This window comes from Mesonia mobilis DSM 19841, assembly GCF_000423405.1.
In the GTDB taxonomy this organism is placed as follows: domain Bacteria; phylum Bacteroidota; class Bacteroidia; order Flavobacteriales; family Flavobacteriaceae; genus Mesonia; species Mesonia mobilis.
Window position 1 is genome coordinate 17,499 of sequence record NZ_AUHX01000008.1, and the last position, 26,289, is coordinate 43,787.

Annotated in this window: 29 protein-coding genes and 1 pseudogene; 16 read left to right on the forward strand and 14 right to left on the reverse strand. The window is 35.7% G+C overall.

Annotated features, from left to right (window positions below; genetic code table 11):
* Positions 1–65: 65 nt before the first annotated feature.
* Both G551_RS0108160 and G551_RS0108165 read left to right on the forward strand, forming a co-directional pair.
* The gene (locus G551_RS0108160) at positions 66–833 is read left to right on the forward strand and encodes an exodeoxyribonuclease III (RefSeq protein ID WP_027885111.1); all 768 of its coding nucleotides are present in this window, start codon (positions 66–68) and stop codon (positions 831–833) included.
* A gap of 9 nt (positions 834–842) precedes the next feature.
* Positions 843–1,802, forward strand: coding sequence for an OmpA family protein (locus G551_RS0108165; RefSeq protein ID WP_027885112.1), 960 nt, complete (start codon positions 843–845; stop codon positions 1,800–1,802).
* Positions 1,803–1,834: 32 nt separating this feature from the next.
* Here the strand turns inward: G551_RS0108165 and G551_RS0108170 are convergent, their stop codons facing one another.
* The 6 genes from G551_RS0108170 to panC are packed head-to-tail and all read right to left on the reverse strand — an operon-like array spanning position 1,835 to position 7,809.
* Positions 1,835–2,968 (reverse strand): M23 family metallopeptidase, encoded by a 1,134-nt coding sequence (locus tag G551_RS0108170; RefSeq protein ID WP_027885113.1) that lies wholly within the window; start codon positions 2,966–2,968, stop codon positions 1,835–1,837.
* A gap of 29 nt (positions 2,969–2,997) precedes the next feature.
* Positions 2,998–4,362 (reverse strand): DNA repair protein RadA, encoded by a 1,365-nt coding sequence (radA, locus tag G551_RS0108175; RefSeq protein WP_027885114.1) that lies wholly within the window; start codon positions 4,360–4,362, stop codon positions 2,998–3,000.
* Between the two features lie 6 nt (positions 4,363–4,368).
* A complete protein-coding gene (locus G551_RS0108180; RefSeq protein ID WP_036243557.1) occupies positions 4,369–5,517 on the reverse strand; it encodes an alpha/beta hydrolase-fold protein in 1,149 nt (382 codons plus the stop codon).
* 39 nt (positions 5,518–5,556) lie between these two features.
* Positions 5,557–6,525, reverse strand: a complete 969-nt coding sequence (locus tag G551_RS0108185; RefSeq protein ID WP_027885116.1) for a lysylphosphatidylglycerol synthase transmembrane domain-containing protein — start codon at positions 6,523–6,525, stop codon at positions 5,557–5,559.
* Complete coding sequence (gene panD, locus G551_RS0108190) at positions 6,526–6,876, reverse strand: aspartate 1-decarboxylase (protein WP_027885117.1); 351 nt, start codon at positions 6,874–6,876, stop codon at positions 6,526–6,528.
* A 30-nt stretch (positions 6,877–6,906) separates the two neighbouring features.
* Positions 6,907–7,809 carry a pantoate--beta-alanine ligase gene (gene panC / locus G551_RS0108195; protein ID WP_229797323.1) on the reverse strand — a complete coding sequence of 301 codons (903 nt, stop codon included), beginning with the start codon at positions 7,807–7,809 and terminating at the stop codon, positions 6,907–6,909.
* A gap of 61 nt (positions 7,810–7,870) precedes the next feature.
* Between panC and G551_RS0108200 the strand changes: the two genes are divergently transcribed.
* The 5 genes from G551_RS0108200 (at position 7,871) to G551_RS0108220 (ending at position 14,088) form a co-directional block, all read left to right on the forward strand.
* A complete protein-coding gene (locus tag G551_RS0108200; RefSeq protein WP_027885119.1) occupies positions 7,871–8,695 on the forward strand; it encodes a glycogen/starch synthase in 825 nt (274 codons plus the stop codon).
* Positions 8,696–8,700: 5 nt separating this feature from the next.
* A complete protein-coding gene (locus G551_RS0108205; RefSeq protein WP_051191334.1) occupies positions 8,701–10,269 on the forward strand; it encodes a DUF4270 domain-containing protein in 1,569 nt (522 codons plus the stop codon).
* 12 nt (positions 10,270–10,281) lie between these two features.
* A complete protein-coding gene (gene glmS, locus G551_RS0108210) occupies positions 10,282–12,129 on the forward strand; it encodes a glutamine--fructose-6-phosphate transaminase (isomerizing) (protein ID WP_027885121.1) in 1,848 nt (615 codons plus the stop codon).
* Between the two features lie 127 nt (positions 12,130–12,256).
* Complete coding sequence (atpD, locus tag G551_RS0108215; protein ID WP_027885122.1) at positions 12,257–13,768, forward strand: F0F1 ATP synthase subunit beta; 1,512 nt, start codon at positions 12,257–12,259, stop codon at positions 13,766–13,768.
* Between the two features lie 41 nt (positions 13,769–13,809).
* The gene (locus G551_RS0108220) at positions 13,810–14,088 is read left to right on the forward strand and encodes a F0F1 ATP synthase subunit epsilon (RefSeq protein ID WP_027885123.1); all 279 of its coding nucleotides are present in this window, start codon (positions 13,810–13,812) and stop codon (positions 14,086–14,088) included.
* Positions 14,089–14,162: 74 nt separating this feature from the next.
* Here G551_RS0108220 and G551_RS0108225 read toward each other — a convergent pair whose 3' ends face one another.
* Positions 14,163–15,305, reverse strand: coding sequence for a cystathionine gamma-synthase (locus G551_RS0108225; protein WP_027885124.1), 1,143 nt, complete (start codon positions 15,303–15,305; stop codon positions 14,163–14,165).
* 102 nt (positions 15,306–15,407) lie between these two features.
* Between G551_RS0108225 and G551_RS16220 the strand changes: the two genes are divergently transcribed.
* The 3 genes and pseudogenes from G551_RS16220 (at position 15,408) to G551_RS0108240 (ending at position 17,461) form a co-directional block, all read left to right on the forward strand.
* On the forward strand, positions 15,408–16,199 hold the full coding sequence (locus G551_RS16220; protein ID WP_027885125.1) for a DUF3298 and DUF4163 domain-containing protein: 792 nt from the start codon (positions 15,408–15,410) through the stop codon (positions 16,197–16,199).
* A gap of 10 nt (positions 16,200–16,209) precedes the next feature.
* Positions 16,210–16,563, forward strand: a pseudogene (locus G551_RS15585) (arsenate reductase family protein).
* Entirely contained in the window at positions 16,556–17,461 is a 906-nt protein-coding gene (locus G551_RS0108240) for a DMT family transporter (RefSeq protein WP_027885126.1), read from the forward strand. The pseudogene G551_RS15585 and the gene G551_RS0108240 overlap by 8 nt, the downstream one beginning before the upstream one ends.
* On the opposite strand, the gene G551_RS0108245 is transcribed toward G551_RS0108240, so the two are convergent.
* On the reverse strand, positions 17,436–17,927 hold the full coding sequence (locus tag G551_RS0108245; RefSeq protein WP_027885127.1) for an acyl-CoA thioesterase: 492 nt from the start codon (positions 17,925–17,927) through the stop codon (positions 17,436–17,438). The genes G551_RS0108240 and G551_RS0108245 overlap by 26 nt on opposite strands.
* A 267-nt stretch (positions 17,928–18,194) precedes the next feature.
* Here G551_RS0108245 and G551_RS0108250 point away from each other — a divergent pair, with 267 nt between their 5' ends.
* From G551_RS0108250 to G551_RS0108270, 5 genes are all read left to right on the forward strand, one after another.
* A complete protein-coding gene (locus G551_RS0108250; RefSeq protein WP_027885128.1) occupies positions 18,195–19,061 on the forward strand; it encodes a YicC/YloC family endoribonuclease in 867 nt (288 codons plus the stop codon).
* Positions 19,062–19,634, forward strand: coding sequence for a guanylate kinase (gene gmk, locus G551_RS0108255; protein ID WP_027885129.1), 573 nt, complete (start codon positions 19,062–19,064; stop codon positions 19,632–19,634).
* A 6-nt stretch (positions 19,635–19,640) separates the two neighbouring features.
* A complete protein-coding gene (nadD, locus tag G551_RS0108260; protein WP_027885130.1) occupies positions 19,641–20,228 on the forward strand; it encodes a nicotinate (nicotinamide) nucleotide adenylyltransferase in 588 nt (195 codons plus the stop codon).
* Positions 20,229–20,408: 180 nt separating this feature from the next.
* A complete protein-coding gene (locus tag G551_RS0108265) occupies positions 20,409–21,410 on the forward strand; it encodes an NAD(P)H-dependent glycerol-3-phosphate dehydrogenase (RefSeq protein ID WP_027885131.1) in 1,002 nt (333 codons plus the stop codon).
* Positions 21,411–21,421: 11 nt separating this feature from the next.
* Positions 21,422–22,315 carry an EamA family transporter gene (locus tag G551_RS0108270; protein ID WP_027885132.1) on the forward strand — a complete coding sequence of 298 codons (894 nt, stop codon included), beginning with the start codon at positions 21,422–21,424 and terminating at the stop codon, positions 22,313–22,315.
* Positions 22,316–22,318: 3 nt separating this feature from the next.
* Here G551_RS0108270 and G551_RS0108275 read toward each other — a convergent pair whose 3' ends face one another.
* From G551_RS0108275 to G551_RS0108295, 5 genes are read right to left on the reverse strand one after another with little or no spacing between them, the layout of a single operon-like run.
* Complete coding sequence (locus G551_RS0108275; RefSeq protein ID WP_027885133.1) at positions 22,319–22,714, reverse strand: hypothetical protein; 396 nt, start codon at positions 22,712–22,714, stop codon at positions 22,319–22,321.
* A 5-nt stretch (positions 22,715–22,719) separates the two neighbouring features.
* On the reverse strand, positions 22,720–22,890 hold the full coding sequence (locus G551_RS16660; protein WP_169558813.1) for a hypothetical protein: 171 nt from the start codon (positions 22,888–22,890) through the stop codon (positions 22,720–22,722).
* Position 22,891: 1 nt separating this feature from the next.
* The gene (gene pheS / locus G551_RS0108285; protein ID WP_027885134.1) at positions 22,892–23,914 is read right to left on the reverse strand and encodes a phenylalanine--tRNA ligase subunit alpha; all 1,023 of its coding nucleotides are present in this window, start codon (positions 23,912–23,914) and stop codon (positions 22,892–22,894) included.
* Positions 23,915–23,971: 57 nt separating this feature from the next.
* A complete protein-coding gene (locus G551_RS0108290; RefSeq protein WP_027885135.1) occupies positions 23,972–24,667 on the reverse strand; it encodes a membrane protein in 696 nt (231 codons plus the stop codon).
* A complete protein-coding gene (locus G551_RS0108295) occupies positions 24,668–25,024 on the reverse strand; it encodes a hypothetical protein (protein ID WP_027885136.1) in 357 nt (118 codons plus the stop codon).
* Between the two features lie 50 nt (positions 25,025–25,074).
* Here G551_RS0108295 and G551_RS0108300 point away from each other — a divergent pair, with 50 nt between their 5' ends.
* Complete coding sequence (locus tag G551_RS0108300; protein WP_027885137.1) at positions 25,075–25,587, forward strand: CvpA family protein; 513 nt, start codon at positions 25,075–25,077, stop codon at positions 25,585–25,587.
* A 56-nt stretch (positions 25,588–25,643) separates the two neighbouring features.
* Here G551_RS0108300 and can read toward each other — a convergent pair whose 3' ends face one another.
* On the reverse strand, positions 25,644–26,282 hold the full coding sequence (gene can / locus G551_RS0108305) for a carbonate dehydratase (RefSeq protein WP_027885138.1): 639 nt from the start codon (positions 26,280–26,282) through the stop codon (positions 25,644–25,646).
* Between the last annotated feature and the right edge of the window lie 7 nt (positions 26,283–26,289).

A 26,289-nucleotide genomic window follows, 5' to 3' on the forward strand; every position in this document is an offset into this window, starting at 1 on the left:
ACGATTAAACGCTCAAGAAAGTTTAGCTGATTAAAAAATTCTATTTTTGTTGAAAAACAGAATTCATGGTTATTATCTCTTATAACGTTAACGGAATTAGAGCTGCACTTCGAAAAGAATTTACCACTTGGCTTTCACAAGCACAACCCGATGTGGTTTGCTTACAAGAAATTAAAGCCAATCCCGATCAATTTGATGAAAGCGTTTTTCACGAATTAGGCTATAAATATTGCTATTGGTATCCTGCTGAAAAAAAGGGTTATAGCGGTGTCGCAATTTTAAGCAAAATAGAACCTAATCAAGTTTCTTACGGTACAGGTATCGATTATATGGATGCTGAAGGAAGAAACATTCGAGCCGATTTTGATGGAGTTTCCGTAATGAGTTTGTATTTACCATCGGGCACAAACATAAACCGCTTAGAGTTTAAATTAGAATATATGGCAGATTTTCAGCAATATATCGATCAAATAAAACAAGATTACCCTAATTTAGTGATTTGCGGCGATTATAATATTTGTCACGAAGCCATCGATATTCACGATCCTGTTCGACTTAAAAATGTTTCAGGATTTTTACCGGTAGAACGCAAATGGATCGGTAATTTTATCGATAGTGGTTTTGTAGATTCTTTTCGTTACTTAAACGATGAAAAAGTACAATATTCTTGGTGGAGTTATCGTGCTAATGCGCGCGCCAACAATAAAGGTTGGAGAATCGATTACAACATGGTCGCAAAACCATTACAAGAAAAAATAAAAAGAGCCGTTATATTACCAGAGGCATATCATAGCGATCACTGCCCAATTTTAGTAGAATTAACTGATCTATAAAAAGTGAGTATGAAAAAAGTGTTTATTATTCCTGCAGTCGCTTTCGCTTTAGCAACCGCTTGCGTACCTGCAAAAAAGTTTAAAGAATTAGAAGATCGTTTTGCCGAGTTAGAGCAAAAGAACGAAAATTTAAATAATCAACTTTCAGATTGTGAAGACTTAAATAGTCTTCGGGATGAAGAATTGAAAATCGCAGAAAAGCAATTAGAAGAGTTAAAAGAAGAACAGCGAAAACTACAAGATGAGCATAGGCAATTATTAAGTAAACAAGAAAACTTACAAAATTCTTACAATGCTTTAGAAAAAAACAGCTCTTCTGCTTTAGCCGAAAATTCTAAGAGAAATAGAGAATTATTAGCAGAATTAGAAGCAAAAGAAAAAGCCTTAGCAGCAGAAAAAGATCGTCTTGAGAAACTTGAAAAAGATTTACAAGAACGTTCTCGAAGAATCGATGAGCTAGAAGGCGTTATCGCCGCTAAAGATGCTAAAATGCAAGAACTTAAAAATAGTATCTCTAAAGCTTTAACTGCTTTTGAAGGTAAAGGACTAACTGTTGAAGAACGTGATGGGAAAGTTTATGTTTCAATGGAAAATAAATTACTTTTTTCTTCAGGAAGTTGGGCTGTAGGAAGTCAAGGTCGCCAAGCTGTAAAACAATTAGGGACGGTTCTGGCCGACAACCCTGACATTAATGTGCTCATCGAAGGTCATACCGACAATGTGCCTTACGGTGGCAGTGGAGCTTTAGAAGACAACTGGGATCTTTCTACCAAACGTGCAACAGCCATCGTTCATATTTTACAAGAAAATAAAGAAATAGACCCTGAGCGCTTAACGGCTGCAGGACGTGGAGAACATTTCCCTATTGCCACTAATGAAACTGCTGAAGGAAAAGCCAAAAACAGAAGAATTGAAGTGATTCTCACTCCTAAATTAGATGAAGTCTCTCAACTACTTAATGAGATGTAAAAATTAAAGCCATTCTGAAAAGAGTGGCTTTTTTAATTTAACGGCGCTACCAAAGAAGAATGAACATAAGCTTTTTTATTTGCTGAAGTTTGAACGTGTAACCAATTGTGATGACTTCCTAAAAGCTGAAGCGTATGGTTCTTTTTTAATTCTTCAATTTTATCATAAGAAGTATCCGGACCTTGACGCAAGTTTGCTTTAGCACTTTTTATGATTAAAAAATTATCTGCAAATGCTGAAGTAAGATTTTCTCGCTTAATTTTTTCAGTATTAAACACAAATGGTAACGGATTAATTGCGCCACCACGATAAATACCGAAATGTAAATGTGGCGGAGTTGTTCTTGCATTTCCCGTATTTCCTACCAAACCTAAAGTGTCGCCAACTTTTACTTGCTGCCCTTGTTGCGCAATAATACTATCTAAATGCGCGTAGTAAAGAGAATTACCAAACATACCTTCTCTTAACCAAACTTGTTTGCCGCCCAAACCGCGATTTCCTGTTCTGCTAACTCGCCCATCGACAGCGGCAACGACCGGAGTACCACGTTTGGCGAAAATATCGATCCCTTCATGGCTGCGTTTACCGCCATCTCGAGCATTTCCCCAAAAACTTTGTATAGCTGCGTTTCCTTTTCCTGCGACGGGAAAATGATAAGCAGGCTGTTCTGATAATGAAATAAAAAAGGGCGTTTGCGCTGCAATTTCAGGCTGAATAATTATTTTATAACTTCCGGTTTGCTTGGGTTGAAAACCGATTGTGTTTTCTTCCGGTTGATTGCTTTCTAAATGCTTCAAAGCTGAACCTTGCTGCTGAAAAATATCGATAAAAACACGATGATCGAGAGAGTCTTTTTCTACTTCCGCAGTAAAAATTGTTCCGTTTTGAAGGGTTACTTCATAAGTATAAATCTGACTTAGCTGCGAAGTGAAATGACCAACTTCAGCATAAGGTAAATTTACTTGAAGACTATCGTTTTGAGCTTGAATAAATTCAGCATTCCATCGAGAAAAAACAGCGGGGCGTTCTTCAAACTCCCTTTCATAAACTTCTCTTGCAGAAGGTTTGGTGATCACATCGGTCACTTTATTCAGTTTAGAACAGGCAAAAACACTACTCAATACAAGTATAAGTAGTGTTATTTTAAAATGATTTTTCTTCTTCACAGATAGATAAAGTCACGAATTATGCCAACTTAGCCAAACAGATATTCAACCACTTCTTCGATTCTCGATACTTTTTGAATATGAATGTTGAAGTTTTTCTTCGGAAGTTTTACTTGTTTAGAAACCAAAATAGTAGCGAAACCTAATTTTTCTGCTTCCATAATGCGTTGATCGGCGCGGGTTACCGGTCTAATTTCTCCGGCCAAACCAACTTCAGCAGCAAAACAAACATCACGCGCTATCGAAATATCTTCGTTAGAAGAAAGAATAGCAGCGATAACTGCTAGATCGATAGCAGGATCGTCTACAGAAATTCCGCCGGTAATATTGAGAAACACATCTTTTGCTCCTAATCTAAAACCGGCACGTTTTTCTAAAACGGCTAACAACATATTTAAACGCTTTACATTGTAACCGGTAGCAGATCGCTGCGGCGTACCGTAAACGGCCGTACTTACCAGCGCCTGAATTTCGATCATCAGCGGTCGCATTCCTTCTAAAGTTGCTGCGATAGAAGTTCCGCTAAGGTCTTGATCGGTTTTAGAAATGAGAATTTCTGAAGGATTGCTTACTTCTCGTAAACCTTCGCCTAGCATTTCGTAAATACCAAGCTCGTTAGTGGAACCAAAACGGTTTTTATGGGCACGCAAAATTCGATAAACGTGGTTGCGATCGCCTTCAAACTGAAGAACGGTATCGACCATGTGTTCTAAAATTTTGGGTCCGGCGATGCTCCCTTCTTTGGTAATGTGGCCAATTAATAAAACCGGAGTATGCGTTTCTTTAGCAAATTTTATAAGCTCGGTGGTGCATTCTCGAATTTGAGAAATACTTCCGGGAGAACTTTCGATAAAATCGCTATGTAAAGTTTGAATAGAATCGATAATCACCACTTCAGGCTCGATTGCTTCAACTTGTCGAAAGATATTTTGTGTTTTCGTTTCAGTTAAAATATAGCAATTGGCAGGGTTTGGATTAATACGTTCGGCACGCATTTTAATTTGTTGCGCGCTTTCTTCCCCAGAAACATATAGCGTTTTGTAGCTTAAATTCAATGAAATTTGAAGTAGCAATGTACTTTTACCAATACCGGGTTCTCCACCCAAAAGCGTTAACGATCCCGGCACTAAACCACCACCTAAAACTCGATTTAATTCTTGATTATTGGTGTTGTAACGCGCTTCCTGTTCGTATTGAATTTCATTAACCAAAGTAGGTTTAGGGACGCGTTTTTTTGTTGCATGATTAGGAGTTTTCCAATCTTTTTTATCTTCTTTTTGAATAACTTCTTCTGCAATCGTATTCCACTGTTTGCAAGAAGAACATTGGCCTTGCCATTTTGCGTATTGTGCGCCACAATTTTGACAATAAAATGTGGTTTTTGTTTTTGCCATAAATATTTACTCTCCGAAATCTGCTTTAATTTGATCCATTTTTTGAATGATGTAATCTTGGTTCAAAAAGGCAACTTTTTCTTTGGTATAAGCTGCTTGGTATTCTTTTAAAGCTCTTTTAGGTTTTCCTTCTTTCTCGTAGTAAACCCCCATCAAATAATTACCGATCATTTTGTTGGGATGTTCATCTTCTGCAAGTTTAGCTAAATCTTTTAATTGATCCCATTTTTCTTTGGCAATTATTGCATTAGAAATTGCTAAAATATCATTGGTTCTTACATTTATTTCTAACTCATACAACTCTTCAATTTGCTCGTATTTATCTTCTAAATATTGAAAGTATTCTGTAGTTTCTTCATCATCGATTAATTGCTGGTAATCGTATTGCGTTATTGGTCTGTAAATAGCGAACATTTTTTCTAAGGCTGAAGGAATAGCTTTCCCCACCAGATTGTAATGATTCTGCCCTTTAAAATCGTTATAATAATAATGCACTAATTCATTAGACAATTCTTTCATCTGGTTATTAAAAGTAGTGATGTCTGAATGCAGTTTTTCTATGTCTTGAGAACCTGTAGCAGTATAATACCAAAGTTTTTGTTCAGAAAACTCTAAAGCATTAAAGATGCGATCGTGCATTTCTGGTGCATAATCGGGACTCAAATTAATGTAACCTTTAAATAGCGGATTCTCTTTAAAAAGATAGTAATTGATGAAGTTTGCAGTGATATCGTGACCTATTGCAATAGAAAATCTTGCAGTTCTATATTGTTCATCGATAAGCGGCATGAGTTCCATACCTAAGAATTCGAAAAAATCGGCACCACCATCGACCGGAAAATAATTAGATTGGTCGTAAGAAGTATCGCCTTCTCTTGCTCCGATTTGATTAATACCAACAACAATAGCTTCCGGCATATCTTCCCAATAACTAAAATAATCTACATTACCGGCAACGGGTTCAAATAAATAATCGCCGTCTAAAACGTAAATTACGGGATAAGTTTTTTCTGAATTAGAATTGTAATTTCGAGGAAGCTGAATTTTAATATCTCTTTTTTGACGAAGAATTTTAGATTCTACGGTCTTATATTCTGGTTGTGAGAAGGCTATAAATGGCAAAACCAAAAACAGCAGCAAAAGATTTGTTTTCATGAGTTTGATGGTTGATTATCAAGCAAGTTATGAAAAAAATCAACTTGTTTTGTTAAGAATAGGCAAAAACAATAAAGATAAACCTCCTAAAACAATGTTAAGTACGGTTTGCGTACCCCAAACCAGCCAACCAAAAGCTTCACCATCTTGCTGTGGAACCTCAAAGAAAAGTAGAACGGCACCAATGACCACCGGGAAAATCCCAACACCACCATTGGTAACGGTTATGGCGAAAGAGCCGACAATAAATGCGACTAAAATTACTGAAAAATCTAGATTTTTAGTTCCCGGCACCGCATATTGAATAATCCAAAACATGGCGATATACATTACCCAGATAAAGAACGTGTGGAAGATAAAGGCAAAGAATTTTTTCATCTTAAAAATACTCACCATTCCTTCTAAAATCCCTTTTATAAATGTTCGAAGTTTATCGAGTTTAGCTGAAGTTGATCTCAGAATAAATTTGAGTACACCAAAACCAATTAATACAAGCAAAATTAAAATGAAAATACTCCAGATAGGATTAATGTTGTATTCTTCAAAAAAATAGAAAAGGCTTTCAAACTGAAGCAACAATGCAACGCCTATAACTAATAAAAGCATGATCAAATCTGCGACACGTTCTGAGATAATTGTCCCAAAAACTTTTTGAAACGGAATATTCTCATACGTAGAAACGCTTGCGCCTCGTAAAACTTCACCCGAACGTGGAATCCCTAAATTGGCCAAATAACCAGCCATAATTGCCATAAAACTATTCGTAAATTTTACTCGATAACCCAACGGACGAAGTAAAAACTTCCATCGATAAGCGCGAGAAAGATGAGAAAGTATACCAAAACTTATGGAGAGTAATAAATATAATGGGTTGGCTTTAGTAATGTTTTGCCAAAGCGTTGCTCGTTCTTCTGGTGTGGCACTTGTGATCGAGTAATACACAAAAAATACTCCCAAAAGTAATGGGAGTATCGTTTTTAAAAGTTTTATGCGGTTTTTCTTATTCAATTAATTCAATAAGTTATTTTCTTCATTCGGAAATAAAATTGCCGGTTTAAATTGTTTTGCCTCTTCAATAGGCATCATAGCGTAAGTAATTAAAATAAGTACATCTCCTTTAGCTACTTTTCTTGCGGCAGCACCATTCAAGGTAATTTCTCCGCTATTTCTTGGCCCGGGAATGGCGTAAGTTTCTAAACGTTCTCCGTTATTATTATTTACGATCTGAACTTTTTCGCCTTCAATAATATTAGCAGCATCCATTAAATCTTCATCGATCGTGATACTTCCAATATAATTTAAATCGGCTCCGGTAACTTTTACGCGATGAATTTTAGACTTTACAACGTGTACTTGCATTTTTCTTTTTATTAGAACTTTTTAAAGTTTTTAGTTTAGTGCGATATTATCAATTAACCTTACATCATTTGCAAAAGCTGCAACGAAAGCTCGGTATTTTGTATTTTTATTAAATTCTGAAATCGGCTCGAGGGTGTTGGCTTCAGAAATCTCAAAATATTCAAGCTCTAAAAAGTCTTGATTTTCTTTAAAGCTATTTTCTATTTTCTCTTTTAATAGTAAAGCATTATCTGTGCCAAATTGACCTTTTGCTTCTTGTAGTGTTTTATAGATAAATGAAGCTTTGTCTATTTCTTCAGCGTTGAGCCTTTTGTTTCTAGAACTTCTGGCCAAACCATTTTCTTCGCGACTAATTGGGCAGCCAATAATTTCAACTTCTTGCTGAGTTAATTCAACCAACTTTTTTACAATGAGTAGTTGTTGGTAATCTTTTTCGCCAAAAAAAGCTTTGTCGGGTTGTACGACATCAAATAAGCGTTTTAAAATAGTACCTACTCCATCAAAATGACCATCTCTGTATTTGCCTTCCATTTGTTTTGCCAGCGGACCAAATTCAAATTTTTCAGACTCAATATTTTCTCCGTAAATTTCTTTTTCGGTAGGTGTAAATATGATTAAATCGTTAAAGTTTTGCTCTAAAAGTTGAATATCTTCTTCTAAAGTTCTTGGGTATTTCTCCAAATCTGAAGCGTTATTGAACTGAGTTGGGTTCACAAAAATGCTAATCACTACTCGGTCGCAATGCTCTTCAGCTTTCCTAATTAAAGACAAATGTCCTTCATGCAAAGCTCCCATAGTGGGCACTAAGCCTACCGTTTGAGAGTTTTTTTTAATTTTTTGAACAGTGTCTAGAATAGCCTGCTTATCTTGATATACTTGCAAAACGCTTAATTTTAATCGGCGCAAAATTAATACAATAGTGGCAAACTGCATAAAATTTTGTAATTTTGCCTGTTTTTTATCGTTAATATTAATACTAAGAGTACAACTATTTATGAAAGATAAGCGCATTTTGTACGTATCGTCAGAAGTAATCCCCTATTTACCAGAAACAGAAATTTCGTCAATGTCTTTTGAGGCACCTCGGATGGTAAACAATCAAGGCGGCCAAATACGTATCTTTATGCCAAGGTTTGGTAATATTAACGAGAGACGCCATCAATTGCACGAAGTAATTCGCCTTTCTGGAATGAATTTGGTAATTAATGATTTAGATATGCCGTTAATTATTAAGGTTGCTTCTATCCCAAAAGAGCGTATGCAGGTTTATTTTATAGATAATGAAGATTACTTTAAAAGAAAAGCTACGTTTACCGATGAAGATGGCAATCTTTTTGAAGATAATGATGAACGTGCGATCTTCTTTGCTAAAGGCGTGATTGAAACTGTTAAGAAGTTAAACTGGGCTCCAGATATTATTCACGTACATGGTTGGTTAGCATCATTGTTACCGTTATACTTAAGAAATTATTATGGTAACGAGCCTTTATTTAAAACCTCAAAAATCGTTACTTCTGTTTACGGTAAAGGTTTTGATGGTAATTTAGATGAAGAAATGCAGAAAAAAGTATTGTTCGATGGTTTAGAAGATGATACGGTGGCGCATTTAGAAACACCAGATTATGTAAACATCATGAAAACTGCGATCGATAATTCTGATGCAGTTATACAAGGAAGCGCAGAAATTCCTGAAGAATTAAAAACATATCTAGAAAGCGTAGAAAAGCCTAAATTAGAATTTAAATCGAAAGAAGAATTTGGGCAAGCTTATCAAGACTTTTATACATACGAAGTTTTAAAAGAAAAAAAAGAAGATTAGTTTATATGAGAAAAGAATGGAAAGTTGCAAAAAAATATAATTATCTGGCAATTTTAATAATTGCCGTTTCTTTTTTTGCTGCCTGTGAAGATGATTTTAGTGAAGTAGGATCTGATTTAGTAAACAATAATAACTTTAACGCTTTACTTTACGACAGTTCCAGTTTAGATGCTTATAGCGTAAAGATCACCGGTGCTCAAACCAACAATTTCAACAACTTATTACTAGGCGTTTATAACGATCCGAATTACGGAATGTTAACCGCTAATGTGGTTAGCCAGTTGAGTTTAGGTACAACAGGACCTGATTTTGGTACAGATCCTGAGATCGACAGTGTTGTGATTTCTATACCTTATTTCAGCACCGCAATCGATATTGACGGAGAAACCACGATTTATGAATTAGATAGTGTTTACGGGAACGAACCAATAAACCTTTCTATTCATCGAAATAATTATTACATCAGAAGTTTAGATCCAGATAATGATTATGAAGCGCAGGAGTATTATACCGATCAATTTAGTACTTTCGAACAAAACTATGATGCTGAGCCTCTTTTAGAAGTTTCTAATTTCACACCTTCTGCTGAAGAAATTAAAACTTTAGAATACAACGAAACAGCAAGCACTGATGATGAAGATGTTTTCGATTTAAATAGGTCTGCACCAAGATTTCGTTTTCATTTAGATGTTGAAGATTTTCAGCAGCTGATTTTCGATCAAGAAGGTTCTTCAGAATTAATTAGTAATGCGAATTTCCAAAACTATTTTAGAGGCTTATATTTTAAATCTGAAAGTATAAATGACGCAGGAAATATGTCTTTACTAAATTTCAGCCAAGGTAATATTACTATTTATTATACAGATACTTACGAAACGACTGAAGTAAACGAAAATGGAAATGAAACTGAAGTTACCGTGGTAGATCGTGAAGAATTTGTTTTAAATTTTTCTGAAAACTTTAATGTTTTCGATAGTGAATACGAGCAAATACCAGATCAAAACAATTTATATTTAAAAGGTGGAGCCGGATCAATGGCGGTAATTGATCTTTTTACCGACCAAAACCAATTAGATTCTATTCGAGACTTAAATTGGTTAGTTAATGAAGCAAATCTTACTTTTTACGTAGGTGATCAGGTTGAAGATAACGAAAATCAACCAGATCGTTTATTTATCTATGATATTAACAATAATCAAGTTCTTTCCGATTATACTTCAGACATTAGTGCTATCGATAATTTTCCTTTCCGATCGAGAGAAATTCATTTAGGTCCACTACAAACAGATGATAACGGAGATAGATTTTATAAAATCAGAGTAACAGGATTGGTGAATAATATCATTAATAATGACTCTACCAATACGAGGTTAGGTCTCTCAGTTTCGACGAACGTTAATAACACTCAGGTCACAAGTGGTAGATTTGGTGCTAATGCACCAGAGCAATTAGAGAATATACCTCAAATGCAAGTAATTACTCCAGAAGGTACTATTTTGCACGGTACTAATCCGCCTGCAAATGAATCTTCTAAGCGACTTAAACTAAACATTTTTTACACTCAACCAGAATAAAACTAGCCAATTATGTGCGGAATTGTAGGATATATCGGTCATAGAAAAGCTTACCCAATTATATTAAAAGGTCTACAAAGACTAGAATATAGAGGTTACGATAGTGCAGGAATTGCACTTTATGACGGAGAGCAATTAAAGCTTAGTAAAACCAAAGGTAAAGTTGCCGATTTAAAAGAGAAACTTGAAGATGAAATTTCTACCGATGGTTCTGTAGGGATTGGCCATACGCGTTGGGCAACTCACGGAGTTCCAAACGATGTCAATTCTCACCCGCATTATTCTAATTCCGGTGATTTAGTGATCATACATAATGGTATTATCGAAAATTACGATACCATAAAAAAAGAATTAATCAAAAGAGGTTATCAGTTTCATTCAGATACCGATACTGAGGTTTTAGTTAATCTTATTGAAGATGTTCAATTAAAAGAAGGCGTTAAATTAGGAAAAGCGGTTCAGATTGCATTAAACCAAACGGTAGGCGCTTATGCTATTGCAGTGTTTGATAAAAAGAAACCAGACGAAATCGTAGTGGCAAGATTAGGAAGCCCACTAGCGATTGGTGTAGGAGAAGATGAGTTTTTTATTGCTTCAGATGCTTCGCCGTTTATTGAATATACCAGTTCTGCTATTTATTTAGAAGATGGCGAAATGGCTGTAGTAAGAAGAGGAAAAGGCATTAAGATTAGAAAAATTGCTAACGATTCTTTGGTGGATCCATACATTCAAAAACTTCAGATCAATTTAGAGCAGATCGAGAAAAATGGTTACGATCATTTTATGCTGAAAGAGATTTACGAACAACCAAGCGCGATCGTAGATACGTATAGAGGCAGAATGTTGGTAGATCAAGGCCTAATTAGAATGGCCGGAGTAGATGATAACCTTACTAAATTCTTAAACGCAAAACGTATCATTATTGTTGCCTGTGGTACTTCTTGGCACGCCGGATTAGTTGCCGAATATATCTTTGAAGATTTTGCCAGAATTCCTGTTGAAGTAGAATACGCATCAGAATTTAGGTATAGAAATCCGGTGATCAATCAAGACGATATTGTTATCGCTATTTCACAATCTGGAGAAACGGCAGATACGATGGCAGCGATCAAGCTAGCCAAAGAAAAAGGCGCTTTTGTATTTGGAGTTTGTAATGTAGTAGGTTCTTCAATTTCTAGAGAAACGCACGCAGGAGCTTATACGCACGCAGGACCAGAAATAGGAGTAGCTTCAACAAAAGCATTTACCACACAAATTACCGTTTTAAGCTTAATTGCTTTAAAATTAGCCAAAGAAAAAGGAAGCATCAGCAATTCAGACTTCCATTTATATTTAAGAGAATTAGATTTAATTCCATCTAAAATTGAAGAAGCTTTAAAATCTAACGAGCATATTACCGGAGTTGCTTCAGAATATAAAGACGCATCGAACTTCTTGTATTTAGGTAGAGGTTTTAACTTCCCGGTCGCTTTAGAAGGAGCTTTAAAGTTGAAAGAGATTTCTTATATCCACGCAGAAGGTTATCCTGCTGCCGAAATGAAACACGGTCCGATCGCTTTAATTGATGAAATGATGCCGGTTGTGGTTATTGCTACAAGAAAAGGGCATTATGAAAAGGTAATTAGCAATATTCAGGAAATTAAATCAAGAAACGGTAAGATTATAGGAATTGTTACTGAAGGCGATCAAGAAGTTAGAGAATTAGCAGATTACGTGATTGAAGTGCCAGAAACAGTAGAAGCATTTACGCCTTTACTTACAACAATCCCATTACAATTGCTTTCTTATCACATCGCATTAATGCTAGGAAAAAATGTTGATCAACCAAGAAACCTTGCTAAATCGGTAACTGTTGAGTAGTATTTTTAGGCAAATAATATTTTTCAAAATTAAGAGGAAATTATTTAATAAAAATAACCTATCTTTGCAGCCGAAAAAAGCAAGCCTTTTTTTCAACATTACAAACTATAAATTAAACAATTAGATAATGTCTAAAGTTACAGGTAAAGTTGCACAAATTATTGGCCCTGTTGTTGACGTTGAGTTTAACACAGAGAATGCTGAATTACCAAAGATTTACGATTCATTAGAAATTAACAGAAAAGATGGATCAAAGCTTGTTCTCGAGGTTCAATCTCATATTGGAGAGAATACCGTTAGAACAATTGCGATGGATTCCGCAGATGGATTAAGCCGAGGAACAGAAGTAATAGCGACCGGAGCACCAATACAAATGCCTATTGGAGATGATGTTTACGGACGTTTATTTAATGTAACTGGAGATGCGATCGACGGGCTTGGCGATTTAGCCAAATCTGGAGATAGTGGGCTTCCTATTCACAGAGAAGCACCAAAATTTGAAGACTTATCAGTTTCTACTGAAGTACTTTTTACAGGTATCAAAGTAATCGACCTTATTGAGCCTTACGCAAAAGGTGGTAAAATCGGTCTTTTTGGTGGTGCCGGTGTAGGTAAAACAGTACTTATTCAGGAACTTATTAATAATATTGCAAAAGGTCACGGAGGACTTTCTGTTTTCGCAGGAGTTGGAGAACGTACTCGTGAGGGTAACGACCTTTTGAGAGAGATGTTAGAGTCAGGTATTATTAAATACGGAGATGACTTTATGCACTCTATGGAAGATGGCGGATGGGATCTTAAAAAAGTAGACAAGTCTGCGATGAAAGATTCTAAAGCAACTTTCGTATTCGGACAAATGAACGAACCACCGGGAGCACGTGCTCGTGTAGCCTTATCTGGATTAACTATTGCAGAATATTTCCGTGATGGTGCAGGAGACGGTCAAGGTAAAGACGTTCTTTTCTTCGTAGATAACATTTTCCGTTTTACACAAGCAGGATCTGAGGTATCTGCACTTTTAGGTCGTATGCCTTCTGCCGTAGGTTACCAACCAACCTTAGCAACAGAAATGGGTGCGATGCAAGAACGTATTACTTCAACTAAAAAAGGTTCGATTACTTCTGTACAAGCGGTTTACGTACCTGCAGATGATTTAACCGATCCGGCACCGGCAACAACCTTTGCTCACTTAGATGCAACCACAGTACTTTCTCGTAAAATTGCTGAGCTTGGTATTTATCCGGCGGTAGATCCGTTAGATTCTACTTCAAGAATTTTAACAGCAGATATTTTAGGTGACGATCATTATAACTGTGCACAACGCGTAAAAGAGCTTTTACAACGTTATAAAGAATTACAAGATATTATTGCAATTCTTGGTATGGAAGAGCTTTCTGAAGAAGATAAATTAGCAGTATCTCGTGCTAGACGTGTACAACGTTTCTTATCTCAGCCTTTCCACGTAGCAGAACAGTTTACAGGTTTAAAAGGAGTGTTAGTAGATATTAAAGAAACTATTAAAGGCTTTAATATGATTATGGATGGTGAGTTAGATCACATTCCGGAAGCTGCTTTTAACCTTAAAGGAACCATCGATGAAGCCATCGAAGCTGGTGAGAAAATGTTAGCTGAAGCTTAATCAAATTGATAATTTAGATTATCGATTCTTAACTTAAAACTATGTATTTAGAAATTGTATCTCCAGAAAAAGTTCTTTTAAGTGCTGAAGTAAATTCAGTTACAGTTCCTGGTGTTGAAGGAGAATTTCAGATGCTTAACAATCACGCGCCAATCGTTTCTGTATTAGAAAAAGGCTTTGTGAAAGTAGATGGAAACTTCGAGATCCCTAAGAATTTAAAAGCTGAAGTTACTAAAGCTCAAGACGGGAAATGGCATTTCCCTATTAAAGGAGGCGTTCTAGAGATGAAAAATAATAAAGCTATCGTTCTTGCTGATTAAGCAAAAACTTAGCAACCATAAAAAAACCTCGCATTTAAAATGCGAGGTTTTTTTTATGGTTAAAAGATAGTTAACTAGCCTAAAGCTTGTTTAAGATCGTTAATTAGATCTTCTTCATCTTCAATCCCAACACTTAAACGAATTAAAGAATCTACCACTCCGGTTTTTTCTCGTTCTTCTTTAGGGATAGAAGCGTGCGTCATACTCGCCGGATGACCTGCTAAAGATTCAACTCCTCCTAAAGATTCAGCAAGGGTGAAAACTTTTAGCTTTTCAACAAAACTTACAGCGTCTTCCAATTCATTTCCTTTCGTAGTGAAAGAAACCATTCCGCCAAAATCTTTCATTTGCTTTTTAGCAATATCATGGTTAGGATGATTTTCTAATCCCGGCCAATATACTTTATCTACTTTCGGGTGATTGCTTAAATATTCTGCAACTGCTTTTCCGTTTTCACAATGACGCTGAACTCTTAAATGAAGCGTTTTAATACCTCGCAACACTAAGAAACTATCTTGCGGACCGACTACTGCTCCACTCGCATTTTGAATAAAATATAACTTATCAGCCAATTCTTTATCTTTTACTACTAAAGCTCCCATCACAACATCACTATGACCACCTAAATATTTGGTAGCGCTATGCATTACTAAATCTGCTCCTAAATCTAGCGGTTGCTGTAAATATGGCGTAGCAAAAGTATTATCTACTCCTAAAAGCACATTATGCTTTTTAGCGATTTTAGCAGCAGCTTCAATATCAATAATATTCATCATTGGGTTCGTTGGTGTTTCAACCCAAATTAATTTTGTGTTTTCAGTAATATGCTGTTCGATATCGGCTGCATTTTGCATTCCGATGAAGTTGAACTTAATTCCGAAATCTTTAAAAATACTTGTAAATAAACGGTAAGAACCTCCGTATAAATCGTTGGTAGAAACAACTTCGTCACCAGGTTTCAATAATTTTAAAACAGCATCGATTGCTGCTAAACCAGAACCAAAAGCTAAACCATATTTACCATTCTCAATACTTGCTAAAGAATTTTCTAAAGCAGTACGCGTTGGGTTACCACTTCTAGAATATTCAAAACCTTTATGACCGCCAGGCGTATTTTGAGAATACGTTGACGTTTGATATATAGGCGGCATCACAGAACCGTATGCAGGATCGGTATTTTCTTGTCCGCCGTGTATTGTTTTCGTGTTAAATTTCATAATCTATTTTTATTTTTGTCTTGTCTTAGCAAATGTACCAATCCGTTTGTGTTTAAACAAAAAGGCATTATCTTTAATTTTGATGACTAATTTAAATTGACTATGAAAAAACTCTTCAGCTTCAGTATTTTATTACTTTTACTGGTCACCGCCTGTAAAAATGATACCGAGAAAAAAATAGAAACTTCTGAAGATTCAAAAACTTCAGAAATAAAAACGCTTCAATTAACTACGGGAACTATTGAAGCAAATCAATTCGAAATTTGCCAAGAAAATGATTGCCCGAAAGTAGAGCTGAAGTATTTAGTGGCTGAAGGCGAACATTCAGAAAGAATCAATCAGCAAAATGAAGCTTATTTAATAGAAATATTCAATTCAACTCCAGATTCTTCTTCTGCAGAAACATTAGATGAAGCTGCTAAAAAGTTTATCAAAGAATATTTTAATTTCAAAAATGAGTTTCCGGAATCTCCCGCAACCTACGAAGCAGAAGTTACTCAAGAAGAATTAGTGAAAAACGACAGCCTGCTTACTTACAAAACTAAATTTTATTTATTTACCGGTGGCGCGCACGGTTACGGTGCTACCCGTTTTTTAAACTTCAACCCGAAAACAGGAAACCGATTAACAAATGCTCAGTTGTTTTCAGATGAAACTGCTTTTACCGAGTTTGCCGAACAAAAATTTAGAGTACAATATGAGATCACTTCAGAAAGTATCAATTCTAAAGGATTCTTTTTTGAAGATGACGTCTATAAATTACCAGAAAATATTGCGATCACTAACGATGAAGTTATTTTAATTTACAACCCTTATGAAGCGGCGAGTTACGCTCAAGGACAATTAGAATTAGTAATTAATAAAACTGAAGTTGAGCAATTTTTAAACTATTAAAACCTACACCTTGAAAAAAGTTTATCACCTATCGACTTGCGACACTTGCAAACGAATTTTAAAAGAAGTAAACCTCCCCGATGATGTAGAACAACAAGACATCAAAACCGAGCCCATCACTTCTACTCAACTAGAAGAAATGCAATCGCTATCGGGAAGTTATGAAAGTTTATTTAGTAAACGAGCGCAACTCTATCGCAAACGCGACTTAAAAAATAAAGACTTAAAAGAAGAAGATTTTAAAAATTTAATTTTAGAACATTACACCTTTTTAAAATGACCGGTTTTTATGTTAGACGGAAAAATTTTTATTGGCAACAGCAAAAAAACTGTTGAAGCTGTGAAGCAGCAACTTCATGGATAAACGTATTCTAGCCATTTTAGCCGCTATCGGCGCCAGTACTATTTACGGAATTAACCATACGGTTGCCAAAGGCGTAATGCCAACTTATATCGAACCTTTTGGTTTTATTTTGCTTCGCGTTACCGGAGCAGCTGTTTTGTTTTGGCTAGTAAGTTTTTTTACACCTTGGGAAAAAATCGAACGAAAAGACTGGCCACGACTTGTTGCGTGTGCGCTATTCGGGATGGTGATCAATATGCTCTTTTTCTTTAAAGGCTTAAATATGTCAACACCCATTAACAGTTCGGTAATTACCACTTTATCTCCGGTAATGGTCATTATTCTTTCGGCATTTTTACTCAAAGAAAGAATAACTTTACTAAAAATCACGGGAATTATTATCGGTTTGGCGGGAGCTTTATTTCTGGTATTTTTTAGTAAAAGCAGTAATCAAACAGCGTCGAATATTCCATTGGGAAATTTATTTTTTATTGTCAATGCACTTTCATTTGGAGTTTACCTAATCATTGTAAAACCCTTAGCCAAAAAATACGATACGATCACGCTAATGAAATGGATCTTCAGCATCGCTGTGATCATTAATCTACCTATTACTTTTTCAGAATTTCAAGCGGTAGAATGGGAAAGTTTATCTTTTGATGCAGTTTGGAAAATGAGTTTTGTAGTGATTGGCACCACTTTTTTTACTTACTTACTCAATTTATACGCTCTCAAATATTTATCGGCTTCAACCTTAAGTGCTTTTATTTATTTACAGCCGCTTATTGCGATTTTCTATTCGATCACTACGGGAGTAGATACGTTAAACACCATTAAAGTGGTAGCTGCAATTTTGGTGTTTGTTGGCGTTTATATGGTATCTAAAAACCCGACTACGAAAGTTCAGAAAGATCAATAGCTTGAGGCTTTTTACCAAAGCGTCGCGTATCTTCTTTAGTTAGCACTTTAAAGTCTTCGGTTTTATCGAGATGCTCTAAATTTTCAATTAAATAATCAGGCAAAATCGTTAAGCTACGTTCTTTTAAATCTATCCAAGAACCTAACATTTCACAACTTGCGCAATGCTCCCCTTTATGGTTGTAAATGTTGTGTAGAAATTCAAAAAACATACCGTCTTCTGATAATCCTTTTAACTGAAGCGTCACGGTTACCGGTTTTCCTGCAAAAACTTCTTTAAAATAATAGATATGCTCGTAAAAAACCACCGGACCAATATTTAACTCGGCCAGCTGCTTTTGTCCAAAACCATTTTCCATTAGAAAAGCCATACGCGTGTGGCTCATAAAATTCATATAAGCAGAGTTCGCCAAATGACGATTCGCATCAATATCACTCCATCTAATTTCAAATTCTTTATGGTACATATTCTATAATTTTGAGCAAAACTACTAAAATCTGTTATGCAAGCATAGTTTTTAAATAAAATTTATAAGACTTGGGCAATCCCTATCGGGCCGGGCTATTCGTTTGTATCTTTTTTAGTGATTCAACTAATTCATAAAATCAAAAAACCAGAACTTCACTAAAAAAGGATACCACTGCTATCCCTATTGCAAAAAAAATCAAATGCCCGTAAATCAAGGTATACATTATTGTTTTTATTACCTTTGCGCAACTTTTAAAATAAACGCATGATTCAATCTATGACGGGTTTTGGGAAAAGCATTGTAGCGCTTCCCGGCAAAAAAATCACTATCGAACTTAAGTCTTTAAACAGTAAAAATTTAGACCTTAACGCTCGTATGCCTTCTCAATACCGAGAAAGAGAATTAGATCTACGAGGCAAAATTGCTAAATCACTATCTCGTGGCAAAGTAGATTTCTCGTTATATGTTGAAATTACCGGCGAGGCCACCACCGCTTCCGTTAATGCAGCAGTCGTAAAAAAATACATTCAGCAATTAAAAGAAATTCCGTCTACAGGAAGAGCAGACGAAGCTTCTTTATTAGAAATTGCGATGCGTTTACCCGATACCTTAAAAACAGAACGAGAAGAAATTGACGAATCTGAATTTAATGCCATCGATCAAGGTTTAGAAGAAGCCTTAACAGAGATCAACGATTTTAGAGATGCAGAAGGAAAAGCTTTAGAAAAAGATTTTGTTTTAAGAATAGAAACACTTCAGCAACTATTACAAGAAGTGATCGAAATAGATCCGCAACGAATCGATGCGGTAAAAGAGCGTTTACAAAAAGGGATCGAAGAGCTAAAAGAAAATGTTGATGAGAACCGCTTTGAACAAGAGCTTGTGTATTACATTGAAAAATACGACATCACCGAAGAAAAAACTCGATTAGAAAACCATTTAAGCTATTTTACAGAAACGCTAAATTCTAGCGATTCTAACGGTAAAAAACTTGGGTTTATTGGTCAAGAAATTGGTCGAGAAATAAATACCATTGGTAGTAAATCTAATTTTGCACCCATGCAAAAACTCGTAGTGCAGATGAAAGACGAGTTAGAAAAAATAAAAGAACAACTTTTAAACGTACTTTAAATGATAGAAGGTAAACTTATTGTCTTTTCCGCGCCTTCGGGTTCAGGTAAAACGACTATCGTTCAACACCTACTAAAGCAAGAAGATCTTAACCTGGATTTTTCGATCTCGGCTACTTCTAGAGCTCCGAGAGAAAATGAAGAAAACGGTAAAGATTACTATTTTATGTCGTTAGATGAATTTAAAACCCATATCAAAAACGACGATTTTTTAGAGTGGGAAGAGGTTTATCGCGATAATTTTTACGGTACGTTAAAAAAAGAAGTCGAACGTATTTGGGAACAAGGCAAACACGTCGTTTTTGATATCGATGTGGTAGGCGGTTTAGATATTAAACATATTTACCCAGAGCGCACTTTGGCTGTATTTGTAGAGCCGCCAAGTATCGAAGAGTTAAAAATTAGACTTAAAAAGCGCAAAACCGAAACCGAAGATCGTATTAATATGCGCGTAGCAAAAGCCTCTATCGAGATGGCAACAGCGCCGCAATTCGACTTTATTATTGTAAATAACGATTTGCAAACCGCGCTAAACGAATCGTATAGCTTGGTTAAAAATTTCATTAACAACTAAGAAGTTTTGCAAAAGAAAGTAGGCTTATATTTTGGTACGTTTAATCCTATTCATATGGGTCATTTGGCAATTGCCAACCATATGGTTGAATTTTCAGATCTAGATGAAGTCTGGATGGTGGTCACTCCGCATAATCCACACAAGAAAAAAAGCACACTTTTAGCAGATCATCATCGGTTAGAAATGGTATATCGCGCTACAGAAGCTTACGATAACATCAAGCCCAGTAATATTGAATTTGGTTTACCGCAACCCAATTATACGGTAAATACCTTAGCGCATTTAGAAGAAAAATATCCCGATTATCAATTCGCCCTCATTATGGGAGAAGATAATCTAAACACTCTTCATAAATGGAAAAACAACGAAGTGATCTTAGAGCGTTTCGAAGTTTTTGTATATCCGCGAGTTACTTCAACAACCATCAAAGAAGAGTTTAAAAATCATCCGAAAATCACAAAAGTTGATGCTCCTATTATGGAAATTTCAAGCACTTTTGTACGAAATGCCGTGAAAGAAGGTAAGAGAATTACGCCTTTACTTCCGCAGAAAGTTTGGGAATATATTGATGAGATGAATTTTTATAAATCGTAAAGCCGCTCTGCAAAATCTTACAAAACGGCTTTACTAAATAACCAACCAAAAAATCTATTTTAATAACGGAAGCTTTTCTAGTTAATTGCATAAAACCTAGAAAATGAATGTTAAAAATATCGAATCTTACCATTAAAAATCGGTTAGAGGTTTTAACTTTGAAATAAATTAAAAAGGGTTATGAATAGAGATGCAAAATTTGCAGTTTTAGGTGGCGGTAGCTGGGCAACCGCGATTGCGAAAATGCTATGTGAAAATGTAGATAAGATCTATTGGTACATGCGTAATGAAGCTGCGATCGAGCACATTCGCAAAGAAGACCATAACCCAAATTATTTAAGCTCTGTTGAATTTGACAATAACCAACTACAGCTTACCAGCGATATTAATGAAGCGGTAGAAAATGCAGATTATTTGGTTTTTGTAATTCCTTCTGCTTTTTTAAAAACAGAATTAGACGCTCTTTCTGCCTCGCTTCAAAATAAAGTGATTTTTAGCGCTATTAAAGGTATCGTACCGGAAACCAGCTTGATCGTTGGTGAACATTTTCACAAAACCTATGATATCCCTTTTGAAAATATCGGAGTAATTACCGGACCTTGTCACGCTGAAGAGGTTGCTTTAGAACGTCTCTCCTATCTTACCATTGCTTGTGCTAACGAAGATCACGCTAATTTCTTAGCAGAGCATTTAAGCAGCGAATACATAAAATGTACGACAAGTGAAGATGTGGTCGGTACAGAATATGCCGCTATGCTGAAGAATATTTATGCGATCGCAGCAGGAATTGCACACGGTTTAGGTTACGGCGATAACTTTCAGAGTGTTTTAATGAGTAATGCGATTCGTGAGATGAAGCGTTTCATTAAAAAAACCTATAAGATGAAACGTAATATCAATGATTCTGCCTATTTAGGAGATCTATTAGTGACCGGTTATTCGGTTTTTAGTAGAAACAGAATGTTCGGGAATATGATTGGGAAAGGTTACACGGTAAAAAGCGCTCAAATGGAAATGAATATGGTTGCGGAAGGTTATTATGCCACCAAAAGTGCTTACCAGATCAATAAAGAAAAAGCTAAGAAAGCGCGTACACCGATAATTAATGCGGTTTATCAAATTCTTTACGAGCAGAAAAACCCTAAAAAGACTTTCATTAAATTAAGCGAAAAGCTTAATTAACTTCAACCGACTTGAAAAACAATCATTTTTTTAGCGCACTTTTAGTAGCGCTTGGCGCGGCAAGCTATGGTATTCTAACCACCTTCGTAAAATTAGCATACGCTGAAGGTTATAATACCTACGAGGTGACCTTCTCGCAGATGTTGTTAGGTTTTCTTGCTTTGTTAGTGATCAACTTCTTTTATAAAGGAAAAAAGCAGACAAAGCCAGTTACCAAAGCTTCTTCTAAAAATATAATTCACTTAGCGCTGGCAGGAACTTCTTTAGGCTTTACGAGTATTTTTTACTACTTAGCGGTTCAATATGTTTCGGTATCGATTGGTATTGTTTTATTGATGCAAAGTGTTTGGATGGGCGTGGTTTTTAACGCCATAAAATCAAAAGAGCGACCTACCTTATTAAAAATTTTAGCTGTTGTGCTTATTTTAACAGGAACGTTCTTAGCCACCAATGTCTTTTTCGATGAGTTTACTATTAGTCCTCTAGGAGTTTTGTTTGGGTTATTAGCTGCTTTGTCTTACACAGTTACGATTTACACCTCAAATACCGTTGCCAAACATTTACCTGCCATCACTCGAAGTAAATGGATGATGCTAGGCGGATTTATAATTGTTGCTCTTCTCGCTATTCCTTATTTGAATGAAAGCTTCAACTGGAATGTGTTTACGAAATGGGGACCCATTTTAGCATTGTTCGGCACCATTCTTCCACCTCTATTAATGACACAGGGAATGCCGAAATTGAATGTGGGTTTAGGTGTAATAATTACTTCAATAGAATTACCAGTCGCCGTGATTGCGGCTTATTTCATTTTAAATGAAGAAGTAAATTTGTATCAATGGTTGGGTATTTTATTCATCTTAACCGCAATTGTGGTGATGAATTTGAGAAAACTTCAGCAATAAAATTTAACTCGCTAAAATACCTTCTTCCTTCATTAAAGGAACTTTCTTAGCGTTAGCTTCAGCAATTGTATGCTTTTTGAAAATGAAATTCTTATGAAGCATTTTTCCTTCAGCAAAAAAGCTAACTGAAAATTCGTTATTCAGCTTTAAAACATTTGGTTCTAGATATTCAACTTTTGCAAAAGACTTCGCACCCAAAACTTTTAACGTGTGACGCATAGTCGATGTTTTGTCTTTCTTATCATAACCACTAGAAACGATGAGTACAGTTTCTAACGGATAGTTGTTTTCATTAATTAAATATGCATACCAATCGTGCGTACGGTGGTCTTTATTAAACTCGTTAACCGCTACTAAATAAACGCCTTCTATTACAGGAATTTCAATATCTTTCTTCACAACTACTAATCGTTAAGTCGATGTTTAATTTTTTGATAGGCAATCGCAAATAAGATCACGGCAACCGCTAACAAGATTAAACCAATGGTAATTTTTAAAAGTGCGATGATAAAGGTGACGTATAAAATAACACCTAACACAATGATTACCAATGCAAAAAAGCCTATCCTCTTCATATTATAAAACAGATTTAAACTGATCTAAGAAACGAACATCGTTCTCATAAAACATTCGAATATCACCAATTTGATACAGTAACATCGCAATACGCTCGATACCCATCCCAAAAGCAAAACCAGAATATTCTGTTGGATCGATGTTACAGTTTTTAAGTACGTTAGGATCTACCATACCGCAACCCATAATTTCTAACCAACCGGTTCCTTTAGTGATTCTGTAATCGGTTTCGGTTTCTAAGCCCCAATAAATATCTACTTCGGCACTTGGCTCTGTAAATGGGAAATATGAAGGGCGTAATCTAATTTTAGACTTTCCGAATAATTGCTTAGTAAAATATAGTAAAGTTTGCTTTAGATCTGCAAATGAAACGCCTTTGTCGATATATAAACCTTCTACCTGATGAAAAATACAGTGTGAACGCGCAGAAATTGCTTCATTTCTAAATACTCTTCCCGGAGAAATCGTACGAATTGGCGGCTGATTATTTTCCATATACCTCACCTGAACACTAGATGTGTGCGTTCTTAGCAAAATCTCTTCAGGATCGGTTTGAATGAAAAACGTATCCTGCATATCTCTGGCAGGATGATATTCCGGAAGGTTTAAGGCCGTAAAGTTGTGCCAGTCGTCTTCCATCTCCGGACCTTCAGAAACATTAAAACCAATGTTTGAGAAGATGTCGATGATCTGATTTTTAACGATAGAAATAGGATGACGTGAACCAATTTCGATAGGCTCACCGGGACGTGTTAAATCGCCATAAACGCCTTTTTCTTCCAGCTTACTTTCTAACTCGTCTTTTAGCTGGTTTACTTTATCTTGCGCGGCAGTTTTAAGCTCATTAATCGTTTGCCCAAACTCTTTTTTAGATTCGTTAGGCACGTTTTTAAATTCTGCAAAAAACTCTTTTAAGATCCCTTTTTGTCCTAAAAATTTAATTCTGAAGTTTTCTACTTCCTCTTGTGTCGAGGCTGAAAATTTTTCTACTTCAGCAATGTAATTTTTAATCTTATCTATCATTTTTCTTCAACTTATAAAGGCGCAAAGTTAAGAAAATAGAAAACTAATGGAAGCTTTTTAACGGGGTATATTTTCAGAAGAAATTCTTAACCGATCTTTATAAATATAGCGCATTAAAAAGAAGACCGAAATTGCTCCGAAACTATGCCAAAGCCAATGCGTACCTACTTCAAAAATATCGGCTCTTATATCTAAAATTCTGAACGTAATCGCACTACTAAACGATAATAAGGCGAATAAAATATTCTCACCGAATTTGAATTTCGTTTTTACCAAGTAAATACACATCGGTAATAACAACCCGATAGCTGTAGAAATATAGTCGATAGAATTGCCCAATTTATAAGGCCATTTGATAAATTTGGGAGCAAAAAGCAAAAGCAGAACAATGGCGAGCAAACCGTATTTTTGCAACGAATTTTCGCCGTCTTTAAAGGTAAAATAGATCGAAGCTGAAAGACATAAAATTACAATAGGCACCCAATCCATCAACAACCAAATCTCGTGACTTCGCGTACCATGATAGATTGTACCACCTACAAAACCTACAAATAAAATGGGTAATGCATACACCAAAAATGCTTGCTGTTTTGCATTTTTATAAACGCGTACCGAAAAATAAATGACGATCGCTAAAAACAATAAGTTACTAAACGTATTAAATGGCTCTACCGGAAATCGACCTTCAATGGTTTCCCGATAAATTGGTCCGCTATCGTTGGGAAAATTTATAGCGTTTAGAAAAAATATCATCTATAAAATATATTCTTTTTCTAAAAAATATTGCACGATCGCTTCTTTCATCATAATGGCTTGTTCTCCTGCTTTTAAGTTGGGCAGTTGCTCTAAAACTTTATAATGCGGCCAGCCGTCTTCATCGATATAATCAAACTCGTAATACCCATAAGGTTCTAAAAGTCTGCAAATAGCAATATGCATTAGATCTAACTTTTGATCTTTCTTAAACCGTTGGTGCAGTTGCCCTAATTCTTGCACGCCAATTAGGTAAATAATTGCATCTAATTCTAACACATCTCCATCTGCAAATTGCTGAGATAGTTTTTGCTGAACTCTCTCCCAATTTTGTTTTAATTCTTCATCTCTTGCCATAGGTGCAAAGATAAGCAACTTCTTTTGCCAAAATAATTATATTTGCTTTTATGAATTTAGTTGATGTTGTTATCGTAATCATCCTAATCTTAGGGTTTGTACGCGGAGCTATGCGAGGCTTAATTGTTGAACTGGCTTCTTTAGTCGCACTCATTGCAGGGATTTACGGTGCCATACATTTTTCTTACTTCGCCATCGATTTTCTGGGTGAAAGGCTTTCTTGGGATGAAGAGTATATTAAGATCGCAGGCTTTGCGCTTACCTTCTTACTCATTGTTTTACTTATTTTACTCATCGGAAAACTCCTTACCAAACTCGCCGGAATGATCGCTCTCGGAATTGTAAATCGAATTTTAGGCGGAATTTTCGGACTTATAAAGTTTGCTTTCGTTCTTAGCGTGATCGTTATGTTTTTAACCAACCTCAACAAAAGCATTACTTTTTTAGAAGAAGGTCATTTTAAGACTTCAATCTTATTAAAACCTATCAAAAAAGTAGCACCGATCGTTTTGCCACCGATTTTAGAAGGTTTTGAAGAAACCAACGATAAATTAAACGTATAAAAAAAGAGCCGAAAAATTATTCGACTCTTTAATTTATTTTAAGTTGAAGTAAATTCTTAGAAATCTAATTTATATACTTCATCTAACTCATCGTTATTACTTAAATTCACGCCAAGATCGTTAACTAAACCGGTACCAACGCCGTAAGCCCAACCGTGAACGGTAAGTTTTTGGTCATTTTTCCAAGCGTTTTGCACGATAGAAGTTTCAGCAAGATCAAAAACTTGCTCTACCACATTTAGTTCAACAAACTTATCCCAACGTTCTTTTTCATCTTCAATCTTTTCTAATTCTGCTTGATGTTTTCTGTAAACGTCTTTAATATGTCGAATCCAGTTATCGATTAAACCGATAGATTTATGCTCCATCGCTGCTTTTACACCACCACAACCATAGTGACCACAAACAATAATATGTTCAATTTTAAGAGCATTTACCGCGTAATCTAAAACGCTCAACATATTCATATCGGTATGTACGACCATATTAGCAATATTACGATGTACGAAAACTTCTCCCGGAGGCGCTCCGATAATTTCATTTGCCGGCACACGACTATCTGCACAACCAATCCATAAAAGTGGTGGCTGCTGTCCATTTTCTAAGCGTTTAAAAAATTCTGGATCACTGGCTAACTTTTCGTTTACCCAGTTTTTATTATTATCAAGAATTTTTTTATAAAACTGTTGTCCCATAATGTAA